General features: G+C 65.0%; 16 protein-coding genes and 2 tRNA genes. 11 read left to right on the forward strand and 7 right to left on the reverse strand.

Annotation, left to right across the window (positions count from 1 at the left end; genetic code table 11):
* Positions 1-7 precede the first annotated feature (7 nt).
* On the forward strand, positions 8-1,303 hold the full coding sequence (locus AC0L3C_RS06445) for a spinster family MFS transporter (RefSeq protein ID WP_473407466.1): 1,296 nt from the start codon (positions 8-10) through the stop codon (positions 1,301-1,303).
* Positions 1,304-1,446: 143 nt separating this feature from the next.
* Complete coding sequence (locus AC0L3C_RS06450; RefSeq protein WP_026232877.1) at positions 1,447-1,650, forward strand: hypothetical protein; 204 nt, start codon at positions 1,447-1,449, stop codon at positions 1,648-1,650.
* Positions 1,651-1,740: 90 nt separating this feature from the next.
* Here the strand turns inward: AC0L3C_RS06450 and AC0L3C_RS06455 are convergent, their stop codons facing one another.
* Positions 1,741-2,574: an FkbM family methyltransferase gene (locus tag AC0L3C_RS06455; protein WP_473407467.1), complete on the reverse strand. Its 834-nt coding sequence runs from the start codon at positions 2,572-2,574 to the stop codon at positions 1,741-1,743.
* 202 nt (positions 2,575-2,776) lie between these two features.
* A tRNA-Asp gene (locus tag AC0L3C_RS06460) sits at positions 2,777-2,853 on the reverse strand.
* A gap of 236 nt (positions 2,854-3,089) precedes the next feature.
* On the opposite strand from AC0L3C_RS06460, the gene AC0L3C_RS06465 reads away from it, so the two are divergent.
* Together AC0L3C_RS06465 and pepT are read left to right on the forward strand one after the other, a co-directional pair.
* Positions 3,090-3,419 carry an HU family DNA-binding protein gene (locus tag AC0L3C_RS06465; protein ID WP_473259853.1) on the forward strand — a complete coding sequence of 110 codons (330 nt, stop codon included), beginning with the start codon at positions 3,090-3,092 and terminating at the stop codon, positions 3,417-3,419.
* A gap of 102 nt (positions 3,420-3,521) precedes the next feature.
* The gene (pepT, locus tag AC0L3C_RS06470) at positions 3,522-4,772 is read left to right on the forward strand and encodes a peptidase T (protein WP_473407468.1); all 1,251 of its coding nucleotides are present in this window, start codon (positions 3,522-3,524) and stop codon (positions 4,770-4,772) included.
* 51 nt (positions 4,773-4,823) lie between these two features.
* On the opposite strand, the gene AC0L3C_RS06475 is transcribed toward pepT, so the two are convergent.
* Entirely contained in the window at positions 4,824-5,717 is an 894-nt protein-coding gene (locus AC0L3C_RS06475; RefSeq protein WP_473407469.1) for a hypothetical protein, read from the reverse strand.
* A gap of 353 nt (positions 5,718-6,070) precedes the next feature.
* Here AC0L3C_RS06475 and AC0L3C_RS06480 point away from each other — a divergent pair, with 353 nt between their 5' ends.
* The 7 genes from AC0L3C_RS06480 to AC0L3C_RS06510 all read left to right on the forward strand — a co-directional run bounded on the left by AC0L3C_RS06480 (position 6,071) and on the right by AC0L3C_RS06510 (position 14,538).
* Positions 6,071-6,304 carry a hypothetical protein gene (locus tag AC0L3C_RS06480; protein ID WP_473259847.1) on the forward strand — a complete coding sequence of 78 codons (234 nt, stop codon included), beginning with the start codon at positions 6,071-6,073 and terminating at the stop codon, positions 6,302-6,304.
* Positions 6,305-6,424: 120 nt separating this feature from the next.
* Positions 6,425-6,787 carry a hypothetical protein gene (locus tag AC0L3C_RS06485; RefSeq protein WP_473279181.1) on the forward strand — a complete coding sequence of 121 codons (363 nt, stop codon included), beginning with the start codon at positions 6,425-6,427 and terminating at the stop codon, positions 6,785-6,787.
* Between the two features lie 58 nt (positions 6,788-6,845).
* The gene (gene ihpA / locus AC0L3C_RS06490) at positions 6,846-8,120 is read left to right on the forward strand and encodes a divalent metal ion exporter subunit IhpA (protein WP_473407470.1); all 1,275 of its coding nucleotides are present in this window, start codon (positions 6,846-6,848) and stop codon (positions 8,118-8,120) included.
* The gene (gene ihpB, locus AC0L3C_RS06495) at positions 8,117-9,106 is read left to right on the forward strand and encodes a divalent metal ion exporter adaptor subunit IhpB (RefSeq protein ID WP_473407471.1); all 990 of its coding nucleotides are present in this window, start codon (positions 8,117-8,119) and stop codon (positions 9,104-9,106) included. The genes ihpA and ihpB overlap by 4 nt, the downstream gene beginning before the upstream one ends.
* On the forward strand, positions 9,099-12,317 hold the full coding sequence (locus AC0L3C_RS06500; RefSeq protein ID WP_473407472.1) for an efflux RND transporter permease subunit: 3,219 nt from the start codon (positions 9,099-9,101) through the stop codon (positions 12,315-12,317). The genes ihpB and AC0L3C_RS06500 overlap by 8 nt, the downstream gene beginning before the upstream one ends.
* Positions 12,318-12,319: 2 nt before the next feature.
* Positions 12,320-13,282 (forward strand): cation diffusion facilitator family transporter, encoded by a 963-nt coding sequence (locus AC0L3C_RS06505; RefSeq protein WP_473259834.1) that lies wholly within the window; start codon positions 12,320-12,322, stop codon positions 13,280-13,282.
* Between the two features lie 314 nt (positions 13,283-13,596).
* The gene (locus AC0L3C_RS06510; RefSeq protein WP_473407473.1) at positions 13,597-14,538 is read left to right on the forward strand and encodes an IS110 family RNA-guided transposase; all 942 of its coding nucleotides are present in this window, start codon (positions 13,597-13,599) and stop codon (positions 14,536-14,538) included.
* Positions 14,539-14,621: 83 nt separating this feature from the next.
* On the opposite strand, the gene AC0L3C_RS06515 is transcribed toward AC0L3C_RS06510, so the two are convergent.
* The 4 genes from AC0L3C_RS06515 to lon all read right to left on the reverse strand — a co-directional run bounded on the left by AC0L3C_RS06515 (position 14,622) and on the right by lon (position 18,666).
* On the reverse strand, positions 14,622-15,482 hold the full coding sequence (locus AC0L3C_RS06515; RefSeq protein WP_473407474.1) for a class I SAM-dependent methyltransferase: 861 nt from the start codon (positions 15,480-15,482) through the stop codon (positions 14,622-14,624).
* Positions 15,483-15,610: 128 nt separating this feature from the next.
* A tRNA-Val gene (locus AC0L3C_RS06520) sits at positions 15,611-15,687 on the reverse strand.
* 63 nt (positions 15,688-15,750) lie between these two features.
* Positions 15,751-16,155 (reverse strand): GFA family protein, encoded by a 405-nt coding sequence (locus tag AC0L3C_RS06525; protein WP_473407553.1) that lies wholly within the window; start codon positions 16,153-16,155, stop codon positions 15,751-15,753.
* 87 nt (positions 16,156-16,242) lie between these two features.
* Entirely contained in the window at positions 16,243-18,666 is a 2,424-nt protein-coding gene (gene lon / locus AC0L3C_RS06530; RefSeq protein WP_473279188.1) for an endopeptidase La, read from the reverse strand.
* Positions 18,667-18,703 lie beyond the last annotated feature (37 nt).

The raw sequence follows: 18,703 nt of genomic DNA on the forward strand, positions 1-18,703 counted from the left end.
GGAAGCGATGGTCGATGTGACGTCACAAATGTCGGTGCAAACGGCCGCCGCGACAAAACCCTCGGCACGGCGCTATTACGTGCTCGGCCTGCTCACGATCATCTACGCGCTGAACTTCCTCGACCGCACGATCTTCAACGTGCTGATCGAGCCGATCAAGAAGGAGTTCCAGCTCAGCGACACCATGATGGGCTTGCTCGCGGGCTTCGGCTTCGCGCTGTTCTATTCCCTGCTCGGCATTCCCATCGCGCGCGTCGCCGACCGGCTCAACCGGCGCAACATCGTCGCCGTCGCCTTTGCGTTCTGGAGCGCGATGACGGCCTTGTGCGGCGCTGCTTCGAGCGTCACGTCGCTGGCGCTGGCGAGGATCGGCGTCGGCATCGGCGAATCCGCGGGCTCTCCCGCCTCGCAATCGATCGTCGCTGATCTCTTTGCCAAGAATGAGCGTCCGCGCGCGCTCGGCATCTACGCCGTCGGCACCTATCTCGGCGTCTTCCTCGGCTATTTCGTCGGCGGCTACGTCAACCAGCACTATGGCTGGCGGATGGCGTTCTACGTCGCGGGCCTGCCCGGCATCCTGCTCGCTATCGTTGTGTGGCTGACGATCTCCGAACCGAAGCGCGGCGCCATGCAGGAAAAGTTCGTGCCTGAGCCGCTCGGCCCGACGCTGCGCTTCCTGGCCTCGCAACAGAGCTTCATCATCGTGTTGATCGGCTTCTGTCTCACCACTTACACCAACTACGCGACCGCGGCCTGGATCCCGCCGTTCCTGGCGCGCGTGCACCATCTGTCGAGCGCCGAGATCGGCACCTATGCCGGCACTTTCAAGGGGCTCGCCGGCATGGCGGGCACGCTGCTCGGCGGCTTCGTGGTGGCGCAGATCAGCCGCCGCGACGATCGCTGGAAGCTGTGGGCGCCCGCCGTCACCTCGGGCCTTGCCGGCCCGGTGTTCGCGCTGTGCATGCTGACGCAGGACTTTGCGATGATGGTGGCCACGCTGGCGCTGACCTCGTTCCTGGTCGGCTTCCATCTCGGACCGATCTTCGCGATCGCGCAGACGGTGGCAAAGCCGAGCATGCGGGCGCTGGCCTCCGCCCTGATCGCGCTCACCGCGACCTGCTTCGGCCAAGGCGTTGGGCCGCTCGCGGTAGGCGTGGTCAATGATGCCCTCAAGGGCGCTTACGGCGCCGACGCCGTGCGCTATTCCCTGCTCTCGGCGGCGGTCACGACCACGCTGGGGGCGCTCCTGTTCGTCTGGGCGGCGCGCTCAATTCGGGACGATATCGGCCGGGCGGCCGCCTGAGGCCCGATCCGGGACGCCCCAGCCCGGCGAAACCGGCCGGCGGGGAGATGAAACCATTTTGCGGAACCCGCGAAACCATCCGGAAACAGATGGTCCTTACAAGAAGAGCCATAGACGGCGGCAAAGCCCGTCGGGAGGCTCAGATGAACCACTCCATTCACTCTGCTGATCGTGCGACCCACCTGAAGATCGTGGTGGTGGCGCTGGTGGCCGGCATCACGGTGGCCGGCTTCGGGATCGCAGCCCGCACCAATGCCGATTACAGCCAGACCGCCCAATCCGCCCACGTGATCAAGGCCGGCAAGCCGGTCGTGGTGACCAGCGCGGGGACGTCAGAGATCCGCTGAGGACGAAAAAGGTCCGGTTTGATACCAAACGGCCGCCTTAGGGCGGCCTTTTTGATTCAGGCGACGGCGAGGACGCCAACATGAAGCGGGTCAATAGCTGCCGCAGCAGTGCTTGAATTTCTCGCCTGAACCGCACGGACAGGGATCATTGCGGCCCACACCGCTCCGCCCATAACGCAGCCGGTTGAGGGCCTTCCTGTTTTGCTCCAGGATCATCTTGCGGCGCGTCTCCTGCACGTCGATCACAGCAGCATTGTCGCCGGCGTCCCAGAACGCCTGCGGCTTCAGATGGGCGAGCTTGCCGCCGACATAGACCGGATAGAACCAGCCGAGCGTTCCGTCGCGCAGGCGCTGCAGCGTCGTCAAATCGTAGAGGAAGAAACCTGCGTCCAGCAGCATCATGTTGATGTCCTGGAAGTCGTCAACGTCGGTCTCGCAGACGACCACGCTGCAATTCTCGAGCACGCCGCGCGCGCCCTTCAGTGCGGCCTGTTCCGCGCCCTGCACATCGAGCTTGAGCAGGAACGGCGGCTTGAGCGACAGCTGCTCGACCAGCGCATCCAGCGTCGTCGCCGGCACTTTTACCTTACTGGTGGAGAGGTCGTTGACCCGCGACCAGTAGACGTCGCCCGCGGGGCGCAGCGATGACCAGTAGGGATGCACGGACTCCGTGATCTCGATCTCGCCCTCATGGTCGGTGATGGCGCAAATGCGATAGTGCCCGCCAAGCACCTCCTTGATCGCCTTGAGGGAGTCCTCATAGATCCGATTGGCGTCGACATTCAGCGGCACCGCACCGCCGAGGCACGGCTGATGGTTGAGCACGAAGTGCCCATCGGCGCAGCCCAGATCGATGACGGTCCCGTAGCGCACGCCCTTCGCGAACAAATTCTGCAACGTCGCGCTGAAATCGGCTGCCTGCATCAAATCGATCCGAACAATCCCGGATTGAGCGGTACCATGTGATCAACGGCGCAATCAACTCGATCGCCTGGCGGCCGTCGCGCGGACGAGGAATTTTGCGCAGGTCGAAGACCAAAAAGCACGCAGAAGCCCGCTCGCGCATGACCCGGGATCGAAGCGAGATCAGGATTTGAAGGTAAGGGTATGAAAGGATTGCCAAAAATGGCGCGAGAGACGGGGCTCGAACCCGCGACCTCCGGCGTGACAGGCCGGCGCTCTAACCAACTGAGCTACTCCCGCGTGACACGCAAATGTCTGCGGAACGAGGGGGGACTTAAAGGCCGGACCTGTTGAAGTCAAGGATGTTGCATCCACTGCCGGAATGACCGGATTTCCGCTGATGGCGCGCACGAACGTGACCCTCGGCCGCGCGGGCTGACGTAGTCAGTCCAGCCCCGAATCGTCTACCCCTCCGGGAACTTGCGGGGTTTGGGGGTCCTCATCCCGACCACCGGCAGGAATCGAGGAGGCCAGACATGGCTAGGAAAGACTCGGCCAAGAAGGATTCGGCGAAGAAGGCTGCCGCTCCCGCCACCATCACGCTCAAGCACCTCGCCTCCGACATCGCGGAGAGCCAGGATCTCTCGAAGAAGCGCGCTGAGGCCGTTCTGACCGACATGGTCGAGCTCATCACCAAGCACCTGAAGAAGGGCGACCGTGTCCGGATCGTCGGACTTGGAATCCTCCAGGTCCGCAAGCGCGCCGCCCGCACCGGCCGCAATCCCGCCACCGGCGAGCCTATCCACATCAAGGCCAGCAAGAAGGTCGCCTTCCGCCCGGTCAAGGAGCTGAAAGAGGCGATCTGACCACTCACGTTTCGTTAAGCCTGATCGGCGTCCTCCGGCCTCACCGCGCCCTGCTTTTCTGGTATACCGCCTCTCTCCCCTGACCCGGCGGTTTGACCAGAAATGTCCTCCCTCACCTTTTCGCATACCGTGACCGAGCGCTTCCTGCGCTACGTCACCATCGACACCCAGTCCGATCCGGAATCCCCGAGTTCGCCCTCGACGGAGAAACAGAAGGACCTCGGCCGCGTGCTCGCCGCCGAACTGAAGGCCATGGGTGTCGAGGACGCGCATCTCGACGATTACGGCTACGTCTACGGAACGATCCCCGGCAACACACCTAAGAAGGTGCCGGTGATCTGCTTCTGCTCGCACATGGACACTTCGCCCGACGTCACCGGCAAGAACGTCAAACCGCAGGTCGTGAAGAACTATCGCGGCGGCGACATCACGCTGCCGGGCGACACCAGCCAGGTGATCCGCTTCGCCGAGCATCCTGCGCTGAAAAACCAGATCGGCAACGACATCATCACCACCGACGGCACCACGCTCCTCGGCGCCGACAACAAGGCCGGCGTCGCCGAGATCATGGATGCCGCGCATTTCTTCATCAACAACCCGCAAGTGAAGCACGGCACCATCAAGATCCTGTTCACGCCCGACGAGGAGATCGGCCGCGGCGTCGACAATGTCGACATCAAGAAGCTCGGCGCCGAGTTCGGCTACACCATGGACGGCGAGAGCGCGGGCTGCGTCGAGGACGAGACCTTCTCGGCGGACGGCGCCACCATCACCATCAACGGCGTCAGCGCCCATCCCGGCTATGCCAAGGGCAAGATGGAGCACGCGATCAAGATCGCCGCCGCCATCGTCGAGCGCCTGCCCAGGGAAGGCTGCTCGCCCGAGACGACATCAGGCAAGCAGGGCTTTCTGCATCCGATCGGGATCGAGGGGGCGCTGGAGCAGGCGACGCTCTCCTTCATCGTGCGCGACTTCACTGAGGAAGGGCTGAAGGAGAAGGAGATCCTGCTCGAGAACATCGTCAAGGACGTGATGAAGGATTATCCGCGCTCGACCTACACATTCGAGGTGCGGGAGCAGTACCGCAACATGAAGCAGGTGATCGATCGCCACCCGCACATTCTCGAATACGCCATTGAAGCGATCCGCCGCGCCGGCCTGCGCCCGATGCGCACCGCGATCCGCGGCGGCACCGATGGCTCCCGCCTCTCCTTCATGGGGCTGCCCTGCCCCAACATCTTCGCCGGCGAGCACGCGTTTCACTCCCGGCTCGAATGGGTCAGCCGGCAGGACATGGAGAAGGCGGTGCAGACCATCATCCACCTCGCCATGATCTGGGAGGAGAAGGCCTAGCGCCTCGCCACAGCGATGTGGCCGGGATCGCTCCCGGCCATCGCTAGATTCTTACGGCACCGGCATCGCGCGCGGATTGCGATGGAAGCGGTTCGAGCTTGCCATCCAGTTCGGCAGCGGCTCTCCATCGCGGTGCCGCCCGCCGGCCACCGCCGCAGCCCAGGCCACGGCAGCGCCGATCAGGGTTGCTGCGGCAACGGAGAAGGCGACGATGATGGAGTTACGACGCGCCCGGTTGATCGCCGTCTTTGAATCCGCAATCGCCGCATCGACCCGTCGTTCCGAGTCGGGTGCCGCGAGTCCCGTCAGCGCGGCCACCTGCTGCATGAGGTAGGCCCGGTCATCGGTGCTGACGCCGCTGTGGCTCGATGACGTCATCAAGATGCGTCCTGCTTCGGCGCGGGATTCCCTGAGGTCCGTGTTGGGGGGCCGCCGCGGCGCGCGAAACAGCTTGTCCAGCTCGTAGCTCAACAGAGGCTCGGCGGCGGAGGTATTGCTGGCCGAACTGCGCATTGGCGAACGATCAATCGCAGCTGCGCCGAGCATCGCGAGCAGAGCGGCACCAAGCAGCACGGCGAGCGCCCAGGACATCAGGCCATGCAGCCCGTCCCGCCGTTCGCCGTCGTCTTCGATCGTTGTGATCGCCGGGGCTGGTCGCGTTGTCCGGCCGGCGACATAGCCGCCGAAGCCGAAGCTGATAATCGCCTGGATGATCAGATACAGCCCCGACAGCAAAGCCAGCGCCGCCGATGCATCGCGCCATGTCGGCGAGGCTGAACTGACGCCCAGGCCGACGGCGACTCCAAAGCCGACCAGGATGAACGACATTGCGCCGGCAGCCAAAGCGCCTGCGATGACCGAGCTCCACTGGATGGTGCGCCGGTCGTCGGCAGCGACGCCGCCGCCTTCCATGATCTCTTCCCGTATGAGAGTTTCCATCGTCATCGCCGCTCTCTCAGCGCAGGCCGAAGAACGACAGGATCGCCATGACCACCACGATCAAGCCGATGAGATAAATCAATCCGTCCATGGTCCGTCCTCCTCGATTTCTCCTCGTCGCTAATCACAACAAAGAAAGAACGTTCCAAACTGGACCGAGCCTGCGGGAACGAACCGGCGCGATGCGGATTATCTGTCCAAGTCCCAATGGATGAAGTTTGTGAGCACGAAAGCCCCAGCCGGTCAGTCCCGGCTGGGGCTTTCTTTTTGGGCGGCGGTTCCTGTCCTATGTTAACGACGCCGGCTCTCCGATCATCAAGGATGCGATCGGGGCGGAACCTCCGGATCGGGAGAGCCGCGTGGATCGCAGAACCGCGTGCCTTCATCAGGCAGATGCATTCCGGGAAAAGGCAATCGCCGATCCCGAGCACCACGACCAGTGGATCGATGAAGCCATCAAATGGCTGGAACGGGCCATGGAAGCGGGCTGTCGCGCCGTCGTCACGCTCGAAGCCGGCGATGCTGGCGACATAGCGGACGCAGCACGCGGTGCGGCAGCCGATGCTCGACTGAGCTTGATCACGCGCCAATGAGAAGCACCGGCGTCTTCGCGGCCGCTGCGGCAATTGTTCCAGGGACGTAACAATGTTGCGGGTCGACACTGTTCTCGCCCCCATGCTAGGCCGGGCGCAGACCGCAACGAGAGTGACGTCGTGCTCCCGAACCGCCAGCCCTCAGGATCATGCCGGCCGCGCAACTGGCGCGGGCTGCTGTCTGTGCTGATCGCGGTTGTCTACCTGCTCGCGGGAGCGCTGCATGGCCTGCACGACATCGACGTCACCACGCCCGGTGGCGGCTCGGAGATCAGCGCGGTCCTTGACGGCTCCACAGATCACAACGAGCACAAGGCCGTCGGCGGGCATCATTGCCATGGCTGCTTCTCGGTGACGGTGGCGCAGCCGGCGCCACCGGCCGGATCGATCGGGCTCGTGTCCGCATCGCGCCCGCAACGCGTAGCCCGGCTCGCCGGCATTGTCCCCGATACCGACTCCCCGCCTCCCAAACAGATGGCCTGAACGGATTTGGTCGGGCGCCCCGCGCGCCCATTGGGTTCATCCTTTACAGGTCGGTTTCATGTTTTGCAGGGGAATGGCCGCGCGCCTGGCGTGCGCGGCAGGGTGTCTGATTGCCGGATTGGCGCTTGCGCCGTCTCACGCCCAGACACTGACGATGCGGAGCGCGCTCTCGCGCGCGCTGGCCACGAGCCCGCGGCTGACCGCGGCGGAGCGCGATGTCGGCATCGCCACGGGCCAGCGCATCCAGGCAGGTGCGCTTCTCAATCCGGAACTGACCTACGAACAGGACAATTCATTCGGGTCCGGCATCTATCGCGGCACGCGATCGGCCGAGACCACGCTCCAGATCAGCCAGGCCTTCGAGCTGTTCGGCAAGCGCGACGCGCGGATTGCAGCGGGTGTCGCCGGGATCGAGGTCGCCGCGATCCAGCGCAAGGCCGTCAGGCTGGAGGTGCTGTCGGAGACCGCGATCGCTTTCCTCAGCGTGCTCGGCGCACAGCGGCGCATCCAGATCCTCGACGAGCAGATCACCGCCATTGACCGGCTGACGCCGCTCTTGCGCCGCCGCGTCGAGGCCGGTGCCTCCTCGCCGGCCGAGACCGGCCGCGCGGAAGTGGCTTCCGCCCTGGTGAAGGCCGACCGCGAGCGCTTCAAGGCGACGCTGGCCAGCGCCCGGCGCGAGCTTGCAGTCCTGATGGGCGACGCGGCACCGAAATTCAGCGAGGTCTCCGGACGGCTCGACACCATGGGCCGGCCGCCGACATTCCAGTCGGTCGTCGCCGCGATCGATGCCAATCCGCAGCTGGTGCGCTGGACCGCGATCTATGCCCAGCGCAACGCCGAGCTGTTGCTGGCGCGGCTGCGGCCCTATCCCGACGTGCGGATCGCCGCCGGCTGGCGCCATTTCAACGAGACCAATGACGACGCTGCACGCCTCACCGTCTCGGTGCCGATCCCCGTGTTCGACCGGAACCAGGGCAATATCCTTTCGGCGCAGGAAAGCCTCGCCAAGACCAAGGCCGAGCGCGAGGCCAACCGCAACACGCTGATCGTGGTTGCAGGTCGCGCCTACGACTCGCTCCAGGGTTCGCTGCGCGAGCTCGCGGTGCTGCGCGAGAGCGCCATTCCCAAAGCCACCGAAGCCTCGGACGCCATCGCTCAAGGCTACGGCCAAGGCCGCTTCAGCCTGCTCGAAGTGCTCGATGCCCAGGCCAGCGTCACCCAGGCGCGGCTGCGCGAGCAGGAGGCGCTGCAGAATTTCCACGCGGGGGTGGCGACCATCGAAGGCCTCGTCGGCAATCCCTTCACGCTGGCGCGGGAGAGCGCACGATGAAGACGTCCTCCACCATCCTCGTCGCATTGTTTGCCGCCGCACTTGGCACCGCACTTGGCGCTTACGGCTATTCCCTGCTCGGTCCGTCCAGGGTCGAGCAGGCCGAACACGCCGCAGACAAGAAGCCGGAGAAGCCGAACGACCATGTCGAGCAGGACGAGCACGGCGCCGACCGGATCCGCATCTCCGACGTCAAGCTCGCAGCCGCGGGCGTGACGCTGGCGGAAGCCGGGAGCGTCACGCTGACCGACACGCTCGCCTTCAACGGCATCCTGCGCGCCAACCAGGAAGCCGTGGTGCAGGTGACGCCGCGCTTTCCCGGCGTCGCCAAGTCGATCCAGAAGCGCATCGGCGACAAGGTCGGCAAGGACGATCTGCTCGCCGCGATCGAGAGCAACCAGAGCCTCACCGTCTACGAGCTTAAGGCGCCGCTTGCCGGCACCATCATCGAGCGGCAGATCTCGCTCGGCGAATACGCCTCCGAGCAGAAGCCCGCTTTCGTCGTCGCCGACCTCACCACCATCTGGGTCGATCTGTCCATCTATCGCCAGGATCTGCGGCGCGTCCGCCTCAACGACGAGGTGCTGATCGATCCCGACGACGGCCGCGGCGAGATCAAGGGCACCATCTCCTATATGGCCCCGATCGGCTCGAGCGAGACCCAGACCGCGCTGGCGCGCGTGGTGCTGGCAAATCCGGACGGACGCTTGCGTCCCGGCCTGTTCGTCACGGCACGGCTGATCCTCGCCGCGCGCGACGTCGCGGTCGCCGTGCGCAAAAGCGCGATCCAGACGCTGGAGAACAGGACCATCGTGTTCGTCCGCGAGGATGGCGACAAGATCGAGGCGCGCCCGGTGGAGCTTGGAGATTCCGATCCGCGCCATGTCGAGATCAGAGCCGGCCTTTCGGCCGGCGAGCATTACGTCGCGGAAAACAGCTTCGTCGTGAAGGCGGAGATGGGCAAGGGCGAGGCCGAGCATGATTGAGCGCCTCATCGCCGTCTCGCTGCAGCAGCGCTGGCTGGTCCTGCTGCTCGCGCTTGGCGCCGTCGCTTTCGGAGCCTGGAATTTCCAGCGCCTTCCGATCGACGCCGTTCCTGACATCACCAACGTCCAGGTCCAGATCAACACCCGCGCCCCCGGCTATTCGCCGCTGGAAACCGAGCAGCGCATCACCTTCCCTGTCGAGACCGCCATGGGCGGCCTGCCGAAACTCGACTACACCCGCTCGCTGTCGCGCTACGGCCTGAGCCAGGTGACCGTCGTCTTCAAGGACGGCACCGACATCTATTTTGCCCGCCAGCTCGTCGGCGAACGGATCAGCCAAGTGAAGGACCAGCTTCCGGCCGGCGTCGAGGTCGCGATGGGACCGGTCTCGACCGGCCTCGGCGAAATCTTCATGTACACGGTCGAGGCCAAGGCGGGCGCGAAGACCCAAGGCGGCCACGATTATTCGCTGACCGATTTGCGCACCGTGCAGGACTGGATCATCAAGCCGCAGCTTCGCAACGTGCCGGGGGTGATCGAGGTCAACACCATCGGCGGCTTCGAGCGGCAATTCCATGTGCTTCCCGATCCCGGCAAGCTGATGGCCTACCGGCTCGGCTTTCGCGACGTCATGACGGCGCTCGCCGCCAACAATACCAACGTCGGCGCCGGCTATATCGAGCGCAATGGCGAGCAATATCTGGTTCGCTCGCCGGGCCAGGTCGGCAATGTCGGCGAAATCAGGGACATCGTCATCGGCTCGCGCGGCGGCAATCCGGTCAGGATCAGGGATATCGCGATCGTCACCGAAGGCCGCGACCTGCGCACCGGAGCCGCGACGCGGGATGGCGAGGAAACCGTGCTCGGCACCGCCATGCTGTTGATCGGCGAGAACAGCCGCACCGTGGCGCGCCGTGTCGCGGCCCGGCTCGAGGAGATCGCCAAGTCGCTGCCCGACGGCGTCGTGACGCGGACCGTCTACGACCGCACTGATCTGGTCGAAGCCACCATCCGCACCGTCGAGAACAATTTGGTGGAGGGCGCGGCCCTGGTCGTGGCCGTGCTGTTCCTGATCCTCGGCAACATTCGCGCCGCGCTCGTGGTGGCCTGCGTCATTCCGCTGTCCATGGCCATGACGGTCACCGGCATGGTCGAGACCAAGGTCAGTGCGAACCTGATGAGCCTGGGCGCGATCGATTTCGGCATCATCGTCGACGGCGCCGTGATCATCGTCGAGAATTGCCTGCGCATGCTGGCCGAGGCCCAGCGCGAGAAAGGCGGGCTGCTCACGATCTCCGAACGGCTGCGCGCGATCCGGCGCGGGTCGAGCGAGGTGATCAAGCCGAGCCTGTTCGGAACGCTGATCATCGCGGTGGTCTATCTGCCGGTGCTGACTCTGACCGGCGTCGAAGGCAAGATGTTCACGCCGATGGCGCTGACGGTGCTGATGGCGCTGGGCGCCGCGGTGCTGTTCTCCATCACCTTCGTGCCGGCGGCGGTCGCGATCTTCGTCACCGGCAAGGTGTCCGAACACGAAAACCTGTTCATGCGGCTGGCGAAGCGCGCCTACCTGCCCCTGCTCCGGCTGGCGATCGATCATCGCCTCGGCGTCGCAATCATGGCCGCCATCATCGTGGTCGCAAGCTGCGTTGCGGCCGCGCGCATGGGCGGTGAGTTCATTCCGAGCCTGGACGAAGGCGACGTCGCGCTGGCCTCGATCCGGATTCCCGGCACCAGCCTGACCCAGTCGCTGGACCTGCAAAAGGCGCTGGAAAAACGCATCAAGCAGATTCCGGAGGTGAAGGAGTTCTTCACCCGCATCGGCACAGCGGAGATCGCAACCGACCCGATGTCGCCGGCACAGACCGACGGCTACATTATGCTGAAGCCGCGCGCCGAATGGCCCGACCCGGGCAGGTCCAAGTCGGACGTGATCGAGGCCATCGACCGTGCCGCCGACGACATCCCCGGCAGCGCTTATGAAATCTCCCAGCCGATCCAGTTCCGTGTCAACGAGCTGATCTCCGGCGTCCGCAGCGATGTCGGCGTCAAGATCTTCGGCGACGACCTCGACATCCTGCAAGGCGCGGCGAAACAGGTGGAGGCCGCGATCCGCGGCATACGCGGCGCCAGCGACGTCAAGATTGAGCAGGTCTCGGGCCTGCCGATCCTCACCGTCCGTCTCGACCGCCAGGCGCTCGCCCGGTACGGGCTCAGCATCAGCGAGGTGCAGGGCATCGTCGAGATCGCGGTGGGTGGCAAGTCGGCCGGCAAGCTGTTCGAGGGCGACCGCCGCTTCGACATTGTCGTGCGCCTGCCGGAACATCTGCGCGGCAATCTCGAGGCCATCCGGGCGATCCCGATCCCGCTGCCGCCGGGTGAGGAAGCAACAATCGGTGCGCCGATCCGGACGGCACTGCCCGGCTCCCTCCTCGCCCAGATGCGCTATGTGCCGCTGTCGTCGGTTGCCACCGTCGATGCGACGCCCGGCCCCAACCAGATCAGCCGCGAGAACGGCAAGCGGCGCATCGTCGTCACCGCCAACGTCCGCGCACGCGATCTCGGCTCCTTCGTCACCGAGGCCGAGGCAGCGGTCGCGGAGAAGGTCAAGCTGCCACCGGGCTACTGGATCGCCTGGGGCGGACAGTTCGAGCAACTGGTCTCGGCGACCAAGCGGCTGACGCTGGTGGTGCCGGTGGCGCTGCTGCTGGTGTTCCTGCTGCTGTTCATGGGCATGGGATCGGCGGCGGATGCGGCGCTCGTGTTCTCCGGCGTGCCGCTGGCGCTGACCGGCGGCGTTATGGCGCTGCTGCTTCGCGGCATCCCGCTGTCGATCAGCGCCGGCGTCGGTTTCATCGCCCTGTCGGGCGTCGCCGTGCTCAACGGCCTCGTGATCATCGCCTTCATCGAGCGGCTGCGCAGCGAGGGGCACCCCGTCGCCGACGCGGTGCGCGAGGGTGCGCTGACACGCCTACGTCCGGTGCTGATGACGGCGCTGGTGGCGTCCCTCGGCTTCGTGCCGATGGCCCTTGCCACCGGGGCCGGGGCCGAGGTGCAGCGGCCGCTTGCGACCGTGGTGATCGGCGGCATCATCTCCGCGACCGTGCTGACGCTGCTGGTGCTGCCGGCGCTCTACGTGCTGTTCCGCCGTGACGTGGCAAACGAAACGCCTACAATGGCGCCTGATTTGGCAGCGTCCGGGGAGCGGTAGAGGTGGGCAGCCACGACCATCACGGCCATCATCACCATGATCATAGCCACGGCCATGATCACGATCATGGTGGCCACGCGCATGTCCATGCCCCCGCCAGCTTCGGCAGGGCGTTTGCGATCGGCATCTCGCTCAACACCGCGCTGGTCGTGGCCGAGGCCGTCTACGGCTATATCGGCAACTCCACTGCCCTGCTTGCGGACGCCGGCCATAATCTTAGCGACGTGCTCGGCCTGGTCGTGGCCTGGTGCGCATCGATCGCGGCGCGGCGCGCGCCGAGCGGCCGCTTCACTTATGGCTTGCGCGCCTCCACCATCCTGGCGGCGCTGGCGAACGCGGTATTCCTGCTGGTCGCGACCGGCGCGATCGGCTGGGAAGCGTTCTTGCGCCTGCGTGAGCCGGAGCCGGTCGCCGGCATCACCGTGATGGTGGTCGCCGGCATCGGCATCCTCATCAATGGTTTCACCGCCATGCTGTTCGCGCGCGGACGCAAGGACGACATCAACATCGAAGGGGCCTATCTGCACATGGCGGCCGACGCCGCGGTCTCGCTTGGCGTCGTGGTCTCGGCGGCGCTGATCATCTGGACCGGCTGGCTCTGGCTCGATCCCGTCACCAGCCTCATCATCTGCGTCACAATCCTCTGGAGCACCACCAGCCTGCTCCGCGGCTCCATCGACATGTCGATGGCAGCGGCTCCCAAAGGCACCGACATTGCCGCGATCAGGGTGTTCCTGCTGGCACGTCCCGGTGTGTCCGCGATCCACGATCTCCACGTCTGGCCGATCTCGACCACCGAGACGGCGCTGACCTGCCACCTCGTCATGCCCACCGGCGCCGGCGATGCATTCCTGATGGAGACGGCGCAAATGCTGAAGCGCTCCCACCGCATCGGCCACACCACCCTTCAGGTCGAGACCCATCCCGACAATGGCTGCGCTTTGGCGCCGGATGATGTGGTGTGAGGTAGTTGCGTGCGGGCTCCAATCTCCGGTGTCGTCCCGGACAAGCGCAGCGAAGCGGAGCGCTGATCCGAGACCCATAACCACAGGGAGTAGTTTAACGAAGGCTCGTGATTATCAGCCTCGTGCCGCACTTCTCCCTAGGGTTATGGGTCCCTGTGTCTTGGAAGTCTGTCAGGATGAGGGTGGGCGGGAAGCCGTTGGGTCCTTGGCGCTTGACGCCGTGAGCCGGCTCGGTCTCCCGCCCGTTCCATCTATCAACCTGAACAGTTGCACGAGGCTGCGCCAACAGACCTCGCATCACAGGGACAGGCACCATGATGATACCCCTTCGTTGCGTCGGAATCGACGTCTCCAAACGATATCTCGATATCTTCGATGAGAGCTTGGGCGTGCCGGAGCGCATCGCCAACGCGACACAGGCCATCACACAGATCGTGGCGCGTTGGCGATGCGATGTGCTGGTCGTCTTCGAAGCCACGGGTGTCTATGACATCGAGCTTCGCGAGGCGCTCAGTCAGGCCGGCATCCGTTTCGCCCGGATCAACCCGGCCCGGGCCCGCGACTTTGCGCGCGCCAGTGGCCAGCTGGCCAAGACTGACCCGATCGATGCGCGGATGCTGGCGAGCTTTGCCCGGGCCATGCAGCCGGCCACCGAGCAAGCCGCCAATCCCGCCCGCAATGCGCTGGCCAGGCTGGCAAAACGGCGGGATCAGCTGGTCCTCATGCGTGCTCAGGAGAAGAACCGGCGCAGCGAGGCCGATGACCGCGCCATGGCCGATCGTATCGGCCGTCTCATTGAAGTCCTCGACAGCGAGATCGCCGAGATCGAGGCCGACATCAGCGCATTGATCAAGACTGAGCCGGAAATCTCGGATGATGCGCAGTTGATACGGTCACTTCCCGGCGTAGGTCCCGTAGCCTGCATGCAGCTGATCGCACAGATGCCGGAACTCGGCCGGGTCGGACCGAAACAAATTGCGGCGCTTGCCGGCCTGGCCCCCTTCAACGTCGACAGCGGCGCCTTCCGTGGCAAACGCAAGATCGCCGGGGGCCGAAAGCGCGTGCGTGACGCCCTCTACATGGCCGCTCTGAACGCGGTTCGCCGCGCCGATCCGTTCGAAGCCTTCTACACCCGACTGCGACAGACCGGAAAACCAGCCAAACTCGCCCTCATTGCCGTCGCCAGGAAGCTGCTCACAGTCCTCAATGCCATCATGCGCGACAGGAAACCGTACCTGCACACCAAGCCAACATAACAGTTGCCGGCCCCCGTGCGCAATTGCGCACTAGGCCCGGACGACACTGACTGTTTGGCGCGGGGACGCGTGAACAGCGACGCCTACGCCGCCTTCGCCGTCACGATCCAGATCGCGCCCTGGAGCGCCACGCTCTGACCCTTCAGGAACGGCGCGAGCATTTCGCGGATCGAGGCTTTAGCCGCGGCATACGTCTCCGGCGGATGGCCCTGCAGCGCGCGGCTGGCCGGGCCGATCTGGAGCGCGCCCTCGACCGCGGCATCGAGCCCGCCGCCGATCGCGACATCCATCGCGAGATTGTGCGGCTCCATCGCGATGTCGACGAAGCCCGCGCCTTTCAGGATGCGCGTCACGCGCTCTTCCGAGGCAAAGGCGAACGGGCCCGGCTCGTCCGGCCCGACCGGCGGCATCTTGGGCACGTGTTTGTAGACGGCCATCAACGGCGCCATCATCCACGGATTTTCCTTCGGTTCGCGCCAGCAGGCAAACGCCAGCCGCCCCGTCGGCTTCAGCGCGCGGCGGAGGTTGGTGAAAGATGCGATGGGATCGGCGAAGAACATCACGCCGAACCGCGAGGCCAGCAGGTCAAAGCTCGCCGGCTCGAACGCATGCACCGTCGCATCCGCCAGCGCGAAATCCAGCGGCAGGCCTTTTGGCGCAAACGCGCGCGCCTGCGACAGCATCGGCTCGGAGACGTCGAGCCCGAGCGCGAAGCCATCAGGCGCGACAGCCTTCGCGAATGCGAACGTCGTCGCGCCGGAGCCGCAGCCGACATCGACAACGCGCTCGCCCGGCTTCGGCCTGGCGCGGTCAATCAGCACATCGGCGATGGGGCCAAGCAGGCTCTCCTGTGCCGCATGGCGATCGGCCCAACGCTGCCCGCTGGGACCGTTCCAGTAGGCGATCTGGTCGGCGTTCTGCTCGTGTCCGCTTGGTTGTTGCATCAGGGCCTCTGTGTCTCGGTATTGCCCGCCTGCGCCTATCGGCTTCTGCGCGGCAGCCTTCGTTCGCTTCGCGCCAATAACGTGTGAGGCTGGCTCGCCGAGCCGAAGCTCGCGAAGCGAGCAAAGGCTGGTGGGCGGTGAGAGATTCGAACTCCCGACCCTCTCGGTGTAAACGAGATGCTCTAACCAGCTGAGCTAACCGCCCCTCGCCGCTTCTTTATCCCCACCTGCCCCGAACGGGCAAGCGCGGAACTGCACTTCCTCGGCCTCAATCCCCCGGCCGTCCCGGCAGCAGTGGCACCGCGTCGATCCACACCGCCGCCGACTGGCACCAGATCTGCCTGACGGGCCGCAATTTATCGCGCTGGCGGATGCTGCCCCAGCGGATGCCCCAATCGTCCTCCTGGTCGCCCTCGCCGCTCGTGAACAGCGGGGAACCGCACTCGGCGCAGAAGTGCTGGAAGCGCATCCGGCCGTTGTCGCCGCGCTTGCCGTAGATCCTGGGCGTGCCGGCGGTCAGCTTGACGTCGGCCTTGGTGCAGATCGCCGTCACCCGGAACGGCGATCCCGTCAGGGTCTGGCAGTCCCGGCAATGGCAGACCGACACCGTCTCGGGGTCGATCTCGGCTTCAAAGGTGATCGCGCCGCAATGGCATTGCCCGTCGATGTGCATCGTCGTCATCCGCTGCCCAAAACAAAATGCCCCACAACAAAAACGGCGCCCGAAGGCGCCGTTTTATCATCTTTTCGAGCTGCGATCTCAGTGAGCGGTCAGGCCGCCGGCGGCTTCGTCGCCGTCCGGCTTCACCGTCACCTTGGTGTCCTCTTCCCAGACGATCGGCACCGGCTTCTTGACCAGCGCCTTGGCGACGACATCGTCGAGGCGCGAGACCGGGATGATCTCCATGCCGCCCTTGATCGCATCGGAAATCTCCGTGAGATCCTTGGCGTTGTCCTCGGGGATCAGCACCGTCTTGATGCCGCCGCGGGCAGCAGCCAGCAGCTTCTCCTTCAGGCCGCCGATCGGCAGCACGCGGCCGCGCAGCGTGATCTCGCCGGTCATCGCGACATCGTGGCGGACCGGGATGCCGGTCATGACCGAGATGATCGCGGTGGCCATCGCCACGCCCGCCGACGGACCGTCCTTCGGCGTCGCGCCTTCCGGCACGTGCACGTGGATGTCGCGGCGGTCGAACAGCGGTGGCTCGATGCCGTAGACGATCGCGCGCGAGCGGACGTAGGACGCCGCCGCCGAGATCGATTCCTTCATGACGTCACGCAGATTGCCCGTGACGGTCATCTTGCCCTTGCCGGGCATCATGACGCCTTCGATCGTCAGCAACTCACCGCCGACATCGGTCCAGGCAAGGCCGGTGACGATACCGACCTGCGGCTCGCTCTCAATCTCGCCGAAGCGGTACTTCGGCACGCCGAGCAACTCTTCCAGAGTCTTCTCGGTGACCTTGACCGACTTCTTCTTGGAGATCATCAGCTCCTTCACCGCCTTGCGGGCGAGTGTGGAGAGCTCACGCTCCAAATTGCGCACGCCCGCTTCGCGGGTGTAGCGGCGGATCAAAAGCAGCAGCGCGTCGTCGTCGATCGAGAACTCCTTGGAGTCCAGACCGTGCTTGGACACCGCGTTCGGGATCAGGTGCTTGCGCGCGATCTCGACCTTCTCGTTCTCGGTGTAGCCAGCGATCCGGATGATCTCCATGCGGTCCATCAGCGGTCCGGGAATATTGAGCGTATTCGCGGTCGTGATGAACATCACGTTGGACAGATCGTAGTCGACCTCGAGATAGTGGTCGTTGAAGGTCGCGTTCTGCTCGGGGTCGAGGACCTCGAGCAGCGCCGAGGACGGATCGCCGCGGAAATCGGCGCCCATCTTGTCGATCTCGTCCAGCAGGAACAGCGGATTCGACGACTTCGCCTTCCGCATCGACTGGATGATCTTGCCGGGCATCGAGCCGATATAGGTGCGGCGGTGACCGCGGATCTCGGCCTCGTCGCGCACGCCGCCGAGCGAGACGCGCACGAACTCACGCCCGGTCGCCTTCGCGATCGACTTGCCGAGCGAGGTCTTGCCGACACCGGGAGGGCCGACGAGGCACAGGATCGGGCCGGTCAGCTTGTTGGCGCGCGACTGCACGGCGAGATACTCGACGATGCGGTCCTTGACCTTCTCCAGCCCGTAGTGATCCGCATCCAGAACCGCCTGCGCGGCTTCCAGATCCTTCTTCACCTTGGACTTCTTGTTCCACGGGATCGACAGCAGCCAATCCAGATAGTTGCGCACGACGGTCGCTTCTGCGGACATCGGCGACATCTGGCGCAGCTTCTTCAATTCATGCTGCGCCTTCTCGCGCGCTTCCTTGGAGAGCTTGGTCTTGGAGATCTTCTCTTCGAGATCGGCGAGCTCGTCGCGACCGTCGTCGTCGCCGAGCTCCTTCTGGATCGCCTTCATCTGCTCGTTGAGATAGTACTCGCGCTGGGTCTTCTCCATCTGGCGCTTGACGCGCGAGCGGATGCGCTTCTCGACCTGGAGCACCGAGATCTCGCTCTCCATCAGGCCCAGCACCTTCTCCAGGCGCTGCGTGACCGACAGCGTCTCCAGGATGCCCTGGCGATCCGCGATCTTGACGGCGAGATGCGAGGCGACGGTGTCGGCGAGCTTGGCGAAATCGGTGATCGCCTGCACGACGCCGACGACCTCGGCCGAGATCTTCTTGTTGAGCTTCACATAGCTCTCGAAGTCGGACACGACCGAGCGCGCCATGGCCTCGGCCTCGACCGACTTCGCATCGGTGTCGGCGAGCGCAACCGCGGTCGCTTCGTAATAGTCGGCGCGATCGGTGTACTTCTGCACGCGCGCACGCTCGAGCCCTTCGACCAGCACCTTCACGGTGCCGTCGGGAAGCTTCAAGAGCTGAAGCACGCTGGCAAGCGTACCGGTCTCGTAAATGGAATCGGGTGCCGGATCATCGTCGGACGCGTTCTTCTGGGTCGCGAGCATGATCAGCGCGTCGTTCTTCATCACCTCTTCGAGCGCGCGGATCGACTTCTCGCGGCCGACGAAGAGCGGAACGATCATGTGCGGGAAGACGACGATGTCGCGCAGCGGCAGCACGGGATAGGCGTGCGTTTCGCCATGAACGATGGTTGGCCTGGGTTTTGGATTGGTCATGGCCTTTTCCTTTTGCTTTGCCCCCTTGCACGCAGCC

Source organism: Bradyrhizobium sp. WSM4872 (assembly GCF_055811715.1).